11 protein-coding genes and 1 pseudogene are annotated in these 16,987 nt (G+C 45.6%); all 12 read left to right on the top strand.

Features of this window, described 5'->3' with window-relative positions:
- Positions 1 to 114: 114 nt before the first annotated feature.
- On the top strand, positions 115 to 2,388 hold the full coding sequence (locus tag BM184_RS11955) for a glycoside hydrolase family 65 protein (protein ID WP_086943518.1): 2,274 nt from the start codon (positions 115 to 117) through the stop codon (positions 2,386 to 2,388).
- Positions 2,389 to 2,411: 23 nt separating this feature from the next.
- Positions 2,412 to 3,077, top strand: coding sequence for a beta-phosphoglucomutase (gene pgmB / locus BM184_RS11950; RefSeq protein ID WP_086943517.1), 666 nt, complete (start codon positions 2,412 to 2,414; stop codon positions 3,075 to 3,077).
- Between the two features lies 1 nt (position 3,078).
- Positions 3,079 to 4,098, top strand: a complete 1,020-nt coding sequence (locus tag BM184_RS11945; protein WP_177208650.1) for an aldose epimerase family protein — start codon at positions 3,079 to 3,081, stop codon at positions 4,096 to 4,098.
- 36 nt (positions 4,099 to 4,134) lie between these two features.
- Positions 4,135 to 5,151, top strand: a complete 1,017-nt coding sequence (locus tag BM184_RS11940; RefSeq protein WP_086943515.1) for a LacI family DNA-binding transcriptional regulator — start codon at positions 4,135 to 4,137, stop codon at positions 5,149 to 5,151.
- A gap of 284 nt (positions 5,152 to 5,435) precedes the next feature.
- Positions 5,436 to 5,858 carry a hypothetical protein gene (locus BM184_RS11935; protein WP_086943514.1) on the top strand — a complete coding sequence of 141 codons (423 nt, stop codon included), beginning with the start codon at positions 5,436 to 5,438 and terminating at the stop codon, positions 5,856 to 5,858.
- A 44-nt stretch (positions 5,859 to 5,902) separates the two neighbouring features.
- Positions 5,903 to 7,738 carry an N-6 DNA methylase gene (locus tag BM184_RS11930; protein ID WP_143091139.1) on the top strand — a complete coding sequence of 612 codons (1,836 nt, stop codon included), beginning with the start codon at positions 5,903 to 5,905 and terminating at the stop codon, positions 7,736 to 7,738.
- Positions 7,738 to 9,522 carry a type I restriction-modification system subunit M gene (locus tag BM184_RS11925; protein WP_086943512.1) on the top strand — a complete coding sequence of 595 codons (1,785 nt, stop codon included), beginning with the start codon at positions 7,738 to 7,740 and terminating at the stop codon, positions 9,520 to 9,522. The genes BM184_RS11930 and BM184_RS11925 overlap by 1 nt, the downstream gene beginning before the upstream one ends.
- On the top strand, positions 9,515 to 10,795 hold the full coding sequence (locus tag BM184_RS11920) for a restriction endonuclease subunit S (protein ID WP_086943511.1): 1,281 nt from the start codon (positions 9,515 to 9,517) through the stop codon (positions 10,793 to 10,795). Before BM184_RS11925 ends, BM184_RS11920 begins: the two co-directional genes overlap by 8 nt.
- Positions 10,796 to 10,798: 3 nt before the next feature.
- Positions 10,799 to 13,843 (top strand): type I restriction endonuclease subunit R, encoded by a 3,045-nt coding sequence (locus BM184_RS11915; RefSeq protein WP_086943510.1) that lies wholly within the window; start codon positions 10,799 to 10,801, stop codon positions 13,841 to 13,843.
- A 92-nt stretch (positions 13,844 to 13,935) separates the two neighbouring features.
- Positions 13,936 to 15,012: a tetratricopeptide repeat protein gene (locus BM184_RS11910; protein ID WP_086943509.1), complete on the top strand. Its 1,077-nt coding sequence runs from the start codon at positions 13,936 to 13,938 to the stop codon at positions 15,010 to 15,012.
- Positions 15,013 to 15,104: 92 nt separating this feature from the next.
- The gene (locus tag BM184_RS11905) at positions 15,105 to 16,523 is read left to right on the top strand and encodes a M20/M25/M40 family metallo-hydrolase (protein WP_086943508.1); all 1,419 of its coding nucleotides are present in this window, start codon (positions 15,105 to 15,107) and stop codon (positions 16,521 to 16,523) included.
- A 262-nt stretch (positions 16,524 to 16,785) separates the two neighbouring features.
- Positions 16,786 to 16,987 (top strand): annotated as a pseudogene (locus tag BM184_RS11900) (IS1634 family transposase); the annotation flags it as partial.

The raw sequence follows: 16,987 nt of genomic DNA, 5'->3' as shown, positions 1-16,987 counted from the left end.
ACATTTCAATGCCAAGGAAATCATGCGTCGGAAATAATAATGCAACTTTTGCATTGACAATGCAACCGATTGCACGTAAACTAAGGGGGAAGAACAAATAAGGGGGAACCAATAATGACGCAACAAATTTTTGAAATCAATCCTTGGAAAGTAACAACCAAACAATTAGACAAAGAAAATCGCCGCCTGCAGGAAAGTCTGACCAGTCTCGGCAACGGCTACATGGGCATGCGTGGAAACTTCGAGGAAGCCTATTCGGGCGATCACCATCAAGGCACGTATCTGGCGGGCGTCTGGTATCCCGACAAAACACGCGTCGGCTGGTGGAAAAACGGCTACCCGGAATATTTCGGAAAAGTGATCAATGCGATGAATTTTCTGTATATGCACATCTTTGTGGACGGAGAAGAAATCGATCTTTACACCGATGAAGTGAAAGACTTTGACTTGACGTTGGATATGGAAAAAGGCCGCTTGGAACGCTTCTTTACGGTAGTGAAGAACGGTAAAGAAGTCACCGTCCATTTCACCCGCTTCCTGAGCATCGACATCAAGGAACTTTGCGCTATCAAAGTGGAAATCACAGCCTCGGAAAAGGCCGCGATCCGTATCGAAAGTGCTCTGGACGGGAATGTCCAAAACGAAGATGCCAACTATGATGAAATGTTCTGGGAATGGGTCGAACAAACGGACGATACGCTGGTCGTCGAAACGATCCCGAACAACTTCGGCATTGAACGTTTCAGTGTGGCTGCAACGATGCACCACAAAGCGACAGGCTTCAATCAAAAAGGCAACAACAGCAAAGAATTGTTCGTCTCCCAAGTGTTCGAAGGGGAAGCTGGAAACGGCCAAGTCCTTTCATTGGAGAAATACGTAACGCTGACGACGAGCCGCGATCATGCGAAGGACCAGCTGGCAGCAACCGCTGAAGAAATCTACGCTACAAAAGTCGCTGGCCAAAGTTTCGAGGAATTGGAAGCGAAACAAGCGAATCTGTGGACAAAACGCTGGGAATTGGCGGATGTTGAAATCGGCGGCGATGACGAAGCGCAACAAGGCATTCGTTTCAACCTGTTCCAACTATTCTCCACTTATTATGGAGAAGATGAACGCTTGAACATCGGACCGAAAGGCTTCACCGGTGAAAAATACGGCGGCGCTACTTACTGGGATACGGAAGCTTACGGCGTACCGTTCTACTTGGCGGTAACCGAGCCGGAAGTTACCCGCAACTTATTGAAATACCGCCACAATCAATTGCCGGGAGCTTTCCACAATGCTGCGCAACAAGGATTGAAGGGCGCGTTATATCCGATGGTTACCTTCACCGGCGTGGAATGCCACAATGAATGGGAAATCACTTTCGAGGAAATCCACCGCAACGGTGCGATCCCTTACGCAATCTACAATTACACAGCCTATACGGGCGATGAAAGCTACTTGGCCGAAGAAGGTCTGGAAGTGCTCAGCGCCGTCAGCCGTTTCTGGGCGGACCGCGTGCACTTCTCACAGAACAAGCAATGCTACATGATCCATGGCGTAACCGGCCCTAATGAGTACGAAAACAACATCAACAACAACTGGTACACAAACCGCTTGGCTGTCTGGGTGCTGCGTTATACCTTGGAAAGCCTGGAGAAATATCCGGAACGCGCAGAAGCGTTGGGCATCACTGCAACTGAAAAAGAACAATGGCAGGATATCATCGACAACATGTACTTCCCGTACGATGAAGAGCGCCAAGTTTTCGTGCAGCATGACACTTTCCTTGATAAGGATCTGAAACCGGTCAGCGCGCTGGACAAAGCCGATTTGCCGTTGAACCAACACTGGTCATGGGACAAGATTTTACGTTCTTGCTTCATCAAGCAAGCGGATGTCCTGCAAGGGATCTACCTGTTCGGTGACGAATTCACGATGGAAGAGAAAGAACGCAACTTCGACTTCTACGAGCCGATGACTGTGCATGAATCAAGCTTGTCGCCATGCATCCATGCGATCCTTGCGGCCGAACTGCACAAGGAAGAAAAAGCTGTCGATCTTTACCGCCGCACCGCACGCTTGGATTTGGACAACTACAACAACGATACCGAAGACGGCCTGCACATCACCTCGATGACCGGCAGCTGGTTGACGATCGCGGAAGGGTTCGCCGGTATGCGCGCCAAAGACGGCCTACGTTTTGCGCCGTTCTTGCCGAAAGACTGGACGCACTACCAATTCCACATCAACTACCGCGGCCGCTTGATCCTGATCGCAGTGAACGAAGAGACTGTCAGCCTGACCTTGGTGAAAGGCGAAGCGTTGCCTGTTCGCATCTACGATGAAGAGCTGCAGCTGAAAGATGAAATCAAAGTTGCACTGAAAAAGACTGTGTCCGTGTGAGCGACACTAAAGGAGAGAAAGAAATGTTGAAAGCAGTATTGTTCGATTTGGACGGCGTCATTACCGACACCGCCAAGTTCCATTTTTTGGCCTGGCGTGACCTCGGTGCGGAATTGGGGATCACCGTCGACGAAGCCTTCAATGAAGAACTGAAAGGCGTCAGCCGGATTGATTCGTTGGAACGCATCCTTGCGCACGGCGGCGTGGCTGATAAATATTCGTCGGCTGAAAAAGAAGCCTTCTGCACAAAGAAAAATGACCATTATCTGGAATTGATCCAGGAAATGACACCGGCTGATATCCTGCCGGGGATCCTGCCGTTGTTGAAAGAATTGCGCGAAGCTGGTCTGAAAACGATCGTGACTTCTGCCAGCAAGAACGCACCCGGCATCCTGGCGTTGCTGCAGGTGAAGGACTACTTCGACGGCATCGTCGATCCGGCCTCAGTGGCTGCAGGCAAACCGGCACCGGATATCTTCCTGGCCGGTGCGGAACTGGCAGGGGCAAAACCAGCCGAGTGCATCGGCGTGGAAGATGCCGCTTCAGGCGTGGATGCCATAAAGGCCGCCAATATCACCGCGGTGGCGATCGGCGATGCCACCGTGTTGGGGCATGCCGACCGCGTGTTGGCGGACACGAGCGCATTGTCGCTGGCTGTTCTGCGCGATACCTGGGAGCAGGCGATTTAACATGGGCAGCATAATGATCCGCGAATGGGGCAGCATCGGAACGGAAAAAGTGTGGCGCATCGATTTGAGCCAGCCGAACGGGATGTCCGTCAGCTGCATCAACTACGGCGCCCGGCTGATCCGCTTGCTGGTCCCGGACCGGGAAGGCCGGAGAGAAAATGTCGTGCTGGGCTTGGCCGATGCCGAAGCTTACGGAAACGACAGGGCTTCCTTCGGCGCGACCGTCGGACCGGTTGCCGGCCGGATTACTGGAGGTAAATGGGGCACGGAGCAACTGGAGCAGAACAATGGTGTGCACCATATCCATGGCGGCAGCCGCGGCTGGGGCCAACAGTTCTGGGACTTCAAAACCGAAGAGACTGCAGCAGCAGTGACTGTCACGTTCACATTGGATTCGACGCCGGAAACGGTCGGCTATCCCGGCCGGCTGCAGGCGAAAACCAGCTATACGCTGGATGCAGAAGGTTGCTTGACGATCACGATGGAAGGGATCAGCCAGGACAATGAGGAAACGCTGTTCAATCCGACCAGCCATATCTATTTCAACTTGAGCGGCGACGCCAAACGTCCGATAACCGAGCATACTTTGCAGCTGGCCTGCGAGGAAGTGCTGGAGTTGGATGCCGACAAGTTGCCAACCGGAACGAAGCAAAACGTTGCGGGGACGGCTTTCGATTTCCGCGAAGCGACTGTTCTCGGCGATGCCATCCGCCAGCGGCCAGAAGGATTCGATGATGTTTTCCTGATGAAGCCGGACCAACAGCCGCAACTGATTCTTAAGGATGAAACGAGCGGCCGGCAAATGGAACTATCCAGCAACCGCAGCAGTATCGTGCTCTTTTCGACGACAGGCATGAACGAGCCGTACCTTGTGAACGGCCGTCCGATGCGGAGCCAACTGGGTTTGGCGATCGAGGCGCAGGAAGTACCGGATGCCATCCACCATCCTGGCTGGGACAATATCGTCCTGGCGCCAAATACTTTGGCGGCAAGGGTTCAAAATTACACTTTTAAATGGTAATCTAGAGATACAAAAATGAACCTGAGGAAAATGCCTATGACCGTTACGATAAAAGATGTCGCCAGAGAAGCGGGCGTCGCGACTTCAACCGTTTCACGCACGTTGAAGGACAGTCCGCTGATCAGCGAAAACACAAAAGTGAAAGTGCGCCAAGCGATGCAGAAACTGGGCTACACGCCCAACTTCGCCGCCCAGAACCTGGCCAACAAGTCCACCCAGACGATCGGCGTGATCCTGCCGGTGGGGACGATGGGGAATCCAGCGCAGAATCCGCTCTTCTTGGAGATGATCCAGGAAATCGGCGTCGTCTGCAACGAACAGAAATACATGATTTCCCTGGCGACCGGGAAAACAATGGCGGAACTGAAGGACAGCGTGCGCCTGATGCACCAACGCAAACTGGTCGATGGCTTCATCCTGTTGTATTCGGAGGCGAAAGATCCGATCCGCAAGTTCCTGCATGACGAAAAGATCCCCTACGCACTGCTGGGGAAACCGGATGTCTACGAGAACGAAACGATCTATATCGACAACGACAACCGCCTGTCCGGCAAATCGGCGACCGACTGCCTGATTCAACATGGGCATCAGCGGATCGGTTATGTCGGTCTGACGCCTTCCCAAGTTGTCGACAAGGAACGCTACAAAGGCTATTCCGATGCCTTGCGCGACGCCAATCTGACCGTCCATCCGGAACTCTACTTCGAAACGCCGGATGATTTCATGGCTTTCCAGGAGTTCCTCGAAGAGACAAAACCGACCGGACTTGTCGTCGGTGATGACCGTCTGGCCTTGCGCGTCCTGCAGTATCTGCAGCTGGACCAGTACAAAGTGCCGGACGACATCTCCCTGATCAGCTTCAACAATTCCGTCTTTGCGACATTGTCCCATCCATTCCTGACGACCATCGACATCCATGTCCAGGAACTGGCCAGACAAGCCGCCGCCCTCCTGATCCGCCAACTCCACGAACCGAGCGCCTTGCTGCCGAAGATGATCGTGCCGCATGAAGTTATTGAGAGGGAGACGGTTATGCGGGTGCGGGGAGAATAAAGCCACGTATACAAAAAAAGTAATTGATGCCCTTAACCTCCAGATTTCGGATGATACCGAGTCTGGAGGCTTTTTTGTGCCGTTCTTTATTTCGTATCACGGTTAAAGTCTCCTCGCCGGGAAATCTAATCATTACCGCAGTTTATGTGGGTTTTGAATGAAATTTATTGTCTATAAAAAATAAATATAAACTCTGTAGACAATAACTAAGTAAAACTATTTGACACATCATTTGGTTGCGTGGTATTATAAACCCATGAAGTCGAGAAGAAGGAGTGAGTGAAGTGGTTAAAATGGAATCCAAATTCGCGGGAAAAATTCTTGTTTTAGGAGATTGTCAATTGTCGGATGCTTGTATCCAAAAAATATGCAAAAATAATGGACTGAAAAAAGATGTGTTCAAATTTATTGAATACAGCAGAGTGAAGATGTTTGATTTTGAATCGCTGTTGGATACGGATAGATACAGTGATATCTTCGTTGCAGCAAGTCCGCATAAAGCAAAAAAGATTGAAGGGTCGACTAGTGTTTGTCAATTTTTGCTGGATTACCAGGAACGTCTTCCTAGAGTAACTCAGCTTCGACTAACTGGTGGGAGTCTTGGATTATCCAAAAATAACCTAGAAAATGCTCTTATCTCCTCAAAATTATTGGAACTTCGGCATGAACGTACAAAAGTGGAAATTATTTTCACACATCATAATTAGTTATACGGTTAAAGGTATAATAAAAAGCATAAGGAGTGAGTGTTTTGAATAAATTAAACACAAAGGAATTATTGTATAGATTGACTTCTGAATTAAGAGGAAAGATGAGTATGGATGACCTCTCGAAACTTGTCGTTGTCTGTATTTTTATATCTCACGATAATAGACGAACTTTGTCCGAATTAATGCAACTGCACAAAAATGAATTATACAATCGTCTCTATGAAAAGGAACAAGAAACAGGCATCGAATTGAATGCCCTCGGTTTTTCTGGCATATTATCGACTTTGAGTACTGAAACTGTTTTGGAAGTCTATAAGTTCCTTTTGTCGATCGATCCGCAAAATGATTCCGATCTCGTGATGGACATGACGGTATCATCTGCAGATTTTAGTGTGACTCCGAAATCAATCAATAAGCTAATGATTGCGTTGGCTGACATCAATGAAGAGTCGAGGATACTTGATCCGGCCTTTGGAATTGGAAGCACATATGAGGAGGTGCTGGAAAGAAATCCAGGACAGAAGATTGTGGGCCAAGAACTGAATCCTACCATTTATAGCTTTGCCCTGGTCTATCTCTATTGCCTAGGTGCTACTGGAACGGAAGTGTTTCAGGGGGATTCAATCAGTGCGCCTCGTTTCACAAATCAGAAATTTGACCGTGTCATCACGAATGCGCCTTTCGGTATTCGGGCGACAAACGAAACTTGGCATATGGTACAAAATGATCCATATAATCGTTTCCGTTATGGATTGCCACCTAAGTCAAGTTTGGACTGGGCATTTATCATGAATGGACTAGAGGCATTAGAGGGCGAAGGGAAGGCTGTTTTCTCCGTATCCAATTCTGCATTGTTCATGGGTGGCCAAGTCACAAAAATCAGAGAGAATTTTCTAGCCGCAGATTTGATTGAAGCGGTCATTGCTTTGCCGAGCGGCTTGTTCTCTCCCTATACTCAGATTCCTACCGCGATTTTGGTCATTAATAAGAATAAACAAAGGCTTATCAATAAAATCAGAATGATTAACGCAACAAGCGTACCTATTATAAAAACAAAGGCATCAGTAACTCTTGCGGAAGAATCGCTAAGAAAAATCATTGAAGCTTATGAAGGGAACGATGATGCGGAAGGATTTGTAAAATCTGTCGACTCCGATGAAATCCGAAAACAAGACTCCATATTATTGCCTGAGCAGTATGTGAAAGATACTGTTTATAAGATTGATGATGATATGGTCATCGAAATCGATGCTGCAAAATGGACCGAAGCGGATACCGTAAAATTAGCTGACATTGCAGAAATTTATCGAGGATTCAATGCAATATCCAGTGATGAGGCTGCTGATGGAAAATATGCATTCATCAAAATATCGGACTTGAACAATCAGGAAGTAGAATTCAGCAAATTGGCAAAAGGGAATGTAAAAGAGAATACAAAAGTTGAAAACTACCAGATTCAAAAAGGGGACATTCTGTTGTCTGCTAGAGGCACAACCGATAAATTTGCCCGGATCACAGAAGACAGAGCGCACACTCTCGTTACGCAGAATCTGGTAGGGATCCGTCCGAAGAAAAATATGGTGGATAGCCGTTGGTTGCTTGAATATCTGACTAGTCCTTTAGGATTGGCAGAGCTGGCATCGATCCGCGTAGGAACCACAATTGCGCAGTTGCCGATGAAAGGTTTGGCGACAGTGAAAGTACCGAAACTTCCATTAGAAGAACAGAAAAAAATGATGGATGCCTACCAAGGTGAAAGAAGCCTATTGGATAAGCAACTATCCGAAATCACGATGAAAATCCAACAACAAAAAGAGCAGTTATACCAAGAAATGGGCATCACGGATGTGTACACCCAACGTAAGGAGGAAAAATAGTGAACGAATCAAAACGCAACATGCAAACGACAGTCAACGTCCAACAACAAGCAAACCTTATCTGGAATGTGGCAGATATCTTAAGAGGGTTGTACAAACCCCATGAATACGGCAAAATCATTCTGCCCATGACAGTAATTAAACGGCTGCATGATACGCTTTTGCCTACTCGAGACAAAGTATTGAAGGCAGCTGAGCAGCATAAGGACATGAATGTGACGATGCGTAATCGCTTCTTGGAAAAAGCTTCCGGGTTTGCCTTCTATAATACAAGTCTATTTACATTCGAAACCTTATTGGCTGATCCGGATAATATCGAGGAAAATTTACGGGCTTATTTGAATGGCTTTTCCGATAATATGCAGGATATCCTGGCCAACTTCAAATTCGATATTGAAATTTCGACGATGGCAGCTAATGATGCGTTATTCTACGTCATCCAGGAATTCAACAAGAAAGAATCCTATTTGGGACCGGATAAAGTGACCAGCACGGACATGGGCTATATCTTCGAAGAACTGGTGCGCAGATTCTCTGAAAGCTACAATGAAGAAGCCGGAGCGCATTTCACCAGCCGCGACATCATTTATCTGATGACGGACCTTCTTCTGGCTGAAGACCGGGACCTGCTGGCGGGAACGGATGTGGTCAAGACGGTTTATGATCAGACGATGGGCACTTCACAAATGCTGTCCGCGATGATCGAGCGGATCCATAGTTTCAATGCGGATGCGGAAGTCCGGACGTTCGGCCAGGAGCTTAACCCGGAAACATATGCCATCGCTAAAGCCGATACGATGATCCGCGGCGGCGATCCGGATAATATGGTGCTAGGGAGCACCTTATCCAATGACGGTTTTCCTGGCTATACCTTTGATTATTGCATTTCCAATCCGCCGTTCGGAATCGATTGGAAAAAAGACAAAAATGCGGTGCAAGCTGAACATGAACTTGGAGATCAGGGCAGATTTGGCGTCGGCTTGCCGAAAATCAGCGATGGGCAGCTCCTGTTCCAACTGAACGGCATTTCCAAGTTGAAAGATAACGGCCGGATGGCGATCATCCACAACGGCTCAGCCTTGTTCAGCGGTGCGGCAGGAAGCGGTGAAAGTGAAATCCGCCGCCACGTCATCGAGAATGATTGGTTGGATGCGATCATCCAACTGCCGAACGATGTTTTCTATAATACGGGAATTTCGACCTATGTCTGGATTATCGACAAAGATAAAAAGCCGCACCGTCAAGGCCGCGTGCAATTGATTGATGCCTCTCTCATTTACGAAAGCCGCCGGAGAAATATCGGGAGCAAACGGGTGGATATCACCGAAGAGTGCCGGAACGTGATTGTTCAAGCCTATGGCGATTTTCTGAACAAGGAATACAAGTGGGGTGACCGTACGGCCGAATCCAAGGTGTTTGATAATCTGGACTTTGGTTTCAATAAAGTGACGGTAGAAAGCCCATTGAAGGACGAGGCGGGTAATCTTGTCCTGAAGAAAAAGAAACCCCAACCGGATACATCCTTGCGCGACACAGAAGACATCCCACTGACGGAAGACATCGATACGTACTTTGAACGTGAAATCAAACCCTTCAATCCGGATGCGTGGATTGATAAGGCCAAGACCAAAGTTGCCTATGAAATCCCGTTCACACGCCTGTTCTACAAGTATGTGGCACCAGAACGAACGGAAGATATCGCCTTAAAAATCAAGGCGTTGGAAGAAAGCATCGTCAGGAGCTTTGAGCAACTATCAGGACAGGATGTGAGAGTTGATGAGTAGAGCAATGAAGGATTCTGGAGTGGAATGGATTGGGGAAATTCCAGAAAATTGGGAAGTTATTCCAAGTAATCTTTTGTTTTATAATTCATCTATAAAAGCAGTCGGTGATGTAGAACAATTAACTGCTTCACAAAAGTATGGAGTAATTTCTCAAAAAAGATATATTCAATTAGAATCTCAAATGCCTGTGCAAAAAATAAATCTCAGTGATTTAAAGATAGTTGATGCGGGAGATTTCGTCATAAGCTTAAGAAGCTTTCAAGGTGGAATTGAGATTGCTCAAGAATCTGGTGGTATTACTCCGGCCTACACAGTTCTGAAAGAACGTACACGTAATACTTATACTGGATATTTCAAATATTTTTTCAAATCCGAGATGTATATCCAAGCATTACGCGGAACGGTATTAGACACTATTCGTGAGGGAAAAGCAATTCGTTTTAATAATTTTTCAATGGTTCCACTTGTTTTGCCGTCTCAAGTAGAACAAAAAAAAATCGCTGACTTCCTCGACGAGAAGACTACACATATCGACAGCATCATCTCGCAAACCAAGAAGTCCATTGAAGCCTTCAAAGCCTACAAGCAGGCCCTCATCACGGAAACCGTCACGAAAGGGCTGAATCCGGACGTGAAGATGAGGGATAGCGGGATAGAATGGATTGGGGAGATTCCAGAGTATTGGAAGATAAACAAATTAAAATACATGATTGAATTTGAACCACCAAAATCAGAGGTAACTGTCAAAAACATAGAATGTACTTTTCTACCTATGGAAAAACTAAAGAATGGGAAGATGAATACAGATACTCAAAAGATGGTTGAAGATGTGTACTCTGGATATTCGTATTTCAAGGAACATGACATTGTTTTAGCCAAAGTCACCCCCTGTTTTGAGAATGGAAATATTGCTATTGCCGAAGGTTTAACGAATGGTATTGGATTCGGCACCTCAGAAATATTTACTATTAGATCCAAAAAAATCAACACAAAATTTTTGTTCTATAGACTACAAGAACAAACTTTTAAAAATGAAGGAAAAAGCACGATGTATGGCACGGGTGGTTTAAAAAGAATACCTGGAAGCTTTATTTTAAACTATAAAATAGGGCTTCCTACTAATGAAGAACAACAACAAATTGCCGATTTCCTTGATGAAAAGACGACCCACATCGACTCTCTTATCGCGGATAAGCAGAAGATGGTGCAGGAATTGGAAAAATACAAAAAATCCCTTATCTATGAGTATGTAACTGGAAAAAAGGAGGTTTAAGATTTGGTTGAAAATCGAGAAATGCGCTTCGAACAGGATATTGAAACAAGTCTGACGAAAATCGGGGGATGGGAGAAGGAAGCTTTTCAAGATTCCCATTATGACGATTCTATTGGGATAGATATGGATAAGCTGATTGCTTTCATTGAGCAGACACAACCGAAGCAATGGAAAAGGTATCTTACTATCCATCAGGGTGATTTCAAGCGTAAACTTATGAAACGATTTGATGAAGAGGTTAATGCTCATGGAATGTTGTATGTTCTTCGGAACGGTATTCGTGATCGCGGCGTGACCTTAAAAGTTGCCTTTTTCAGACCTGTTTCGGGTTTGAATGAGGAGTTGCAGGAGAAGTACGAAGCGAACCGGTTTACGTGCACCCGTCAATTTGCATATAGTCCAAATAACCGCAACACCATTGATATGGTCCTGTCCGTGAACGGGATTCCTTTAGTGGCGCTAGAACTGAAGAACCAGTACACAGGGCAGTCGGTGGAAAATGCTTTGGTTCAGTACCAACAGGATCGGAACCCTAAAGAGTTGGTGTTCAATTTTAACCGCCGCTTCTTGGTATATTTTGCAGTGGACCATTATGAAGTCTATATGACGACAAAATTGGCGGGGAATAAAACCTATTTTTTGCCTTTCAACCAAGGTTCGAAGGGTCCAGGAAACAACGGTGGGAAAGGGAATCCGCAGAATCCGGATGGTTATCCTACAGCTTACCTTTGGGAACAATTGCTGCAGAGGGATCATCTGATGGATGTCTTCCAGCGCTTCATGAATTTGGAAGTGAAGAAAGAAAAGCAAGATGGCAAGGAAATAACGAAGCAGACCTTGATTTTCCCCCGATACCATCAGTTGGACGTGGTCCGTAAATTGATTGCCGATGTCAAAGTGAAGGGGAGCGGGGAGAACTACTTGATTCAGCACAGTGCGGGGTCAGGAAAGTCCAACAGTATCGCTTGGCTGGCTTATCATTTGGCATCTGCTCATGACAAAGAGGATCATCCTATTTTCGCATCGACGATTATCGTGACTGATCGCACGGTTTTGGATAGACAATTGCAAAACACGATCTTGAGCTTTGACCATACGACTGGCTTGGTCGAAACTATCGATCACAGTAAAAGCTCCCAGGATCTGAAGAATGCAATCAATGACGGCAAGAAAATCATTATTACCACTCTGCAGAAGTTCCCGGTCATTTACCAAGAAGTGGATGCCGCTGATGGTCGCAACTTTGCAGTCATTGTGGATGAGGCGCATTCTTCGCAAACCGGTAATAGTGCCCAAAAATTGAAAGCTGCTTTAGCTGATAAAGAAGCCACTTTAGAAGAGTACCAAGCAATCGAGGAGGGCATTGAAGCAACAACTCCTGATGATCAAGATGAGCTGGTGAATACTTTGCTGTCGCAGGGGCGTCATCACAATTTGAGTTTCTTTGCCTTTACTGCAACACCAAAAGAAAAGACGATTGAAATGTTCGGGACAAAGCAACCGGATGGCAGCTTTGCGCCATTCCATGTCTACAGCATGCGCCAAGCTATTGAAGAAGGTTTTATATTGGACGTCCTGAAGAACTATATGACCTACAAGACTTCTTATCGGATCGCCAAAGAAATCGAAGACAACCCGGAGCTACCGAAAACGGAAGCGGTCCGTGCAATCGCCAGGTACCAAGCGTTCCATCCTTGGGTCTTGCGTCAGAAGACGGAAGTCATGATTGAACAGTTCCGGTCGGTGACTAAAAAAGAAATCAGTGGCCAAGCGAAGGCTATGGTCGTGACGCCCTCCCGCTTGCATGCCGTTCGCTATATGCAGGAATTCAAAGCGTACATAAAAGAAAAGGGGTATACGGACCTGGATGTTCTGGTCGCCTTCTCCGGATCGGTAAATGTTGAGGGGACGGAATACACGGAACCAGGCTTGAATGTGACGAAAGCCGGAGACAGAATCAGTGAAAAACAGCTTAAAGAAGCTTTCCATACAGAGGACTTCAATATTCTGATCGTGGCTGAAAAATACCAGACAGGATTCGATGAACCCTTGTTGCATACTATGTTTGTCGACAAGAAGCTGCGCGGTGTGAAAGCTGTTCAAACACTGTCCCGATTGAATCGGACCACTCCCGGGAAAAAGGATACGTTCATACTGGATTTTGTGAATTCTGAGGAAGATATCCAAGCGGCTTTCCAGCCTTTCTACGAAGAAACCACTTTGAATGAGGAAATCAATATCAACTTGATCTACGATACACAAAGCAAGCTGCGGAAGTACAACGTCTACAATCAAGGGGACATTGACCAAGTGCTGAAGCTCGTTCGGCAAGCACAAAATCGCCAAGATGAAAAATTGTTGGGGCGTATTTCGAGTCTTTTTAAACCGGTTATTCAGCGTTATGAAGAATTGCCGAAAGACACGCAGTATCAATTCCGAGTGACGCTGCGGAACTTCGGAAAATGGTACAGCTATATTTCCCAGTTGGACCGCACGTTTGATATGCAACTTTTGGAAGAAAACATCTTCACGAATTACTTGCTGAAATTCATCCCGAGAGAGCAAAGAGAGAAAGTTGATGTTGCAGATAAGGTTAAGCTGGAGTACTACAAATTGCAAAAGGAATTTTCCGGAGACATTTTTTTGGTCTCTGAGGATCCCGAAAGTGGCAAGTTAACCAATAAGCAACAAATAGATGCAGGCATAAAGCCACCTGACGAACGGGATTCTTTGGATGAAATCATCCACCGCATGAATGAACGCTTCCCAGATGACTTTACCGAGAAGGATAAGGTACTGCTGGAGGCCTTGTATAGGTCATTTGAAAATAATCCGGACATGAAGGTAGTCAGCATGGCGAAAACAAACAGCCAAGAAATGTTTGTGGACAACCTTTTTAAAGATGTTTTCCAAGATAAAGTGATGGCCGAGTACGATCAAAATCAGCAGGCGTTCGAAAAGCTTGTTGGAGCTGACGATGCTTATTACAAGCTTGTTTACACCCTGCTTGCGAAAGATCTGTATAAATCCTATCGGTCGAAAGTTTAATGAATCAATTCCTTACCCAGTCAATCTTCTTAGTTAAAAAGAGCAGATTGATTGGGTAAAATGATATAAATTACTGGATTGGAGAGGGAAGTATGGCTGGGAATTTACGATTAAGTGAAATGAATTTGGATGAATTATTGACCGAAATGCATAAAATGGAATTGGTAAGGGAAGATGACTTCAACGTCAATGATGAGGGCTACGGACGTGAAATTCGAGTACAAAAGCTTGTTTTACGTGAATTGAAGAAATCCAGAGATACTGCATTAAAAGGCATTCGTTCCGATGTAGAACGTAAGTTATCCAAATTACTGTACAACCACGGTTCAGAAATGAAGTTTCGCGGACAGGGCAGCAGACCGGACGCGGAAAACTCATTGAAGGAAGCCCTCTATTTGGACCCGAAAAACGGAATGGCGGCATACCGGCTGGCGTTTATTCGTTATCGCAGAAATGACCATAAAGATGCGATTCGATATTTTAATTGTGCGTTGGAGAATACAATTCATGATGAACCTATCTTTTGCTTATCTGATCGAGAAATTTATTACGCTCGATTGTATTTGTTGGCGTCCTATCTGAATGAGGTCGACCAACTGAATGAGGAATTAGAGTTCTCGCCAGTTAAAAACAAATACACAAAACTTCCGGATTATGCTTCCTATGGCGTCAAGGATTTTATATCAGATTTGGGCGTAGGGCTTATGAACCAGGAGTACGAAGTGATAACCGATGAAGACAATCGTTATGTATCGTATGATGAAGCAGAGGGCTATTTCCAAAAAGGTGATCGTCCTGAAGGCACACTGATTATTTGGTTTGACGGTGTCAACAGTAAGGTGGCATTTAATAAATCAGAGATGCCTTTCGGAAGTGAAGTTAAGGCAAGGCAACTCGTATATTTGTTGCGCTTCACCTCGCATAATAATCCGGGAAACGAGAATAGCATGCGGAATTGCTTTGAGGAAATGAACAATACCTCTTTTGTGACGAATGAAAGGTTAAGAAAGGCTGTCAGCCAATTGAGGAGCCTGCTCAATAAGTTGGACCCAAGGTTGGATGTCATCACAACCAGCAGATCACCCAATCCTAGTGGCTATTACTATAACGGTAAAGTTCCCTATACGATCATTTGCCGTTCAGAAGAGTCATCATTGTTGGACCAATGAGTTAGCCTATATTATTTGTGACGCCCCCTTCACAACCGTTTATTATACTTATGTCATAACAAAGAGAGGTTGTGATTGTAGTGGTTAAAATAATGAGTGCATTATTAGTGGAACAAGGTTTTATTTTTTCTCAGGTGGACAGCCGCACGCTGGATTTTAGCAATGAATCTGAATTGAACGTGGAGTTTTTAAAGAAAATTCTTAATGAAAGTAACTGCTGTCATGAGTGGCAAGGAAGTCTTCTGATAGTTGAGGATACGCTATGGAACGAGTCAGAATGGCTCGCGCTATGTGCTGTCCCGGGCCGAGGCAGAACCGAAATGTGCGGCTATTTCGATGAAGAAGACAATGTTTCGTTGGCGATGTTGGATCTGTACATCAGCGGATTGGTAAGACAATTAAATCGCTTAGGCTGCATGACAATCATGAGCTGTGATGGAGAAGGCGAACGCAGACCGAATATCGTATTTGCAACAGAGAATGATACGGAAAGAGCTGCTTTGTTGATGGTGGAGGTTGAACTCAAACATAGAGTTAAGTTAGCGCGCAAGACAATTGTCATCCTAAAGGAAAGAAAAGAGCTTCTAAGCTTTGTCAGTTTACTGAATGAGCTGCCTGAAAATTTGAGTGCAATCTCCACTGAGCACCTTGAGAGAACAATGTTTGAAAATGTCGTTGAAGAACTGCTCGAAATCCCTGGTGTAAGTGGATATGAATCTATCATCCGCAACCATGTGATGAAGAAACTAGCGACATTAACGGATAAAATGACAGTTGACGATTATGGAAATATTTTGGCTGAAGTCACCTTCGGGAGAGCTTGCAGAGAACCTTCCTTGACGATTTTGTTAAATAGTCATTTGGATGTAGTGGATGAAATAGAGGCCGGGAGAGAAATACTGAAGTGCGGTCCTGTTTGGACTTCCAGCTCAGGTATTCTGGGTGCGGACGACAGAGCCGGAGTAGGCGTCATTCTTCATACATTGAAACAGTTGCAACAGATGGAATTTCGTGCTCCTGTAAAAGTAAAGATAGCCTTCACGGTAGAGGAAGAAGTCGGATTATGCGGTGCAAAATCGGTGTCTTCAGAATTTTTGGAGGACATCCATGCTGCCTTAGTAGTGGACCGCAGAGGAAGAGGCGATGTCGTTACTGGCACACGCGGAATCGATTTTTGCGATGAACTATTCGGAGAGATGCTCGCACTCATCGGTAATCTGGGTGATGATGAAAATCGTTGGGAACCAACATTAGGCGGGAGTAGTGACACACGCATTTGGGCACAACAAGGAATTCAAAGTGTAAATCTATCGGTAGGCTATCAATATGAGCACACGAGCAGAGAAGAACTGAATCTTGACGATGCTTTTGCGACAGCCAATCTGCTGAAGAAGGTATTCCTCCATCTTGACCTGCTAAAGAGCGCACTAAGCGGAATTCGCCGGGCAACACCAAATACGGATGAGCGCCTTCGTCGGAATGGGCGCAAATCGGTATCAGCTGCGAGTTAAAAACTATTAAGCATCAAACTAGGAGCGGTTATTCTGATTGCGGGAATAATTTTATAATCGGATGCAACAATCGGGTTGTAGAATTATTTCCCTTTTTTTGTAAAATAAATGTCGCATATTGAATTTGTTTATTTTATAACCTGCATTCCCGAATTGTGTAACGATAATCACTCGAAAAACCGCTGTAACGATTGATATATAGCGGTTTTTTTGTAGACTTATAACTCGTTATATAATATAATGTATAACGAGGAGTGTTGATATGGCAGTTATTTTTCAGACAAACAAGAAAACGGGCATTACTTATGCCTATCAGAATGAACCCTACTGGGATAAGGAAAAGCAACAATCACGCGCTAAGAGGACACTGATTGGAAAAGTCGATCCGATTACAGGTGAAATCATCCCAACACGTTCGTACAAAAAGAAACCGGCCCCGACTTCATCGGAAGTTAAGCCAGGGC

This window comes from Trichococcus pasteurii (assembly GCF_900112935.1).
In the GTDB taxonomy this organism is placed as follows: domain Bacteria; phylum Bacillota; class Bacilli; order Lactobacillales; family Aerococcaceae; genus Trichococcus; species Trichococcus pasteurii.
Note: the sequence above shows the minus strand (reverse complement) of the source record. Positions and strands in the feature narration are given on the sequence as shown.

Excerpts from the sequence above, each read along its gene's own strand:
- BM184_RS11955 (WP_086943518.1), top strand. The coding sequence starts at position 115 with ATGACGCAACAAATTTTTGAAATCAATCCTTGGAAAGTAACAACCAAA.
- pgmB (WP_086943517.1), top strand. The coding sequence starts at position 2,412 with ATGTTGAAAGCAGTATTGTTCGATTTGGACGGCGTCATTACCGACACC.
- BM184_RS11945 (WP_177208650.1), top strand. The coding sequence starts at position 3,079 with ATGGGCAGCATAATGATCCGCGAATGGGGCAGCATCGGAACGGAAAAA.
- BM184_RS11940 (WP_086943515.1), top strand. The coding sequence starts at position 4,135 with ATGACCGTTACGATAAAAGATGTCGCCAGAGAAGCGGGCGTCGCGACT.
- BM184_RS11920 (WP_086943511.1), top strand. The coding sequence starts at position 9,515 with ATGAGTAGAGCAATGAAGGATTCTGGAGTGGAATGGATTGGGGAAATT.
- BM184_RS11910 (WP_086943509.1), top strand. The coding sequence starts at position 13,936 with ATGGCTGGGAATTTACGATTAAGTGAAATGAATTTGGATGAATTATTG.
- BM184_RS11905 (WP_086943508.1), top strand. The coding sequence starts at position 15,105 with ATGAGTGCATTATTAGTGGAACAAGGTTTTATTTTTTCTCAGGTGGAC.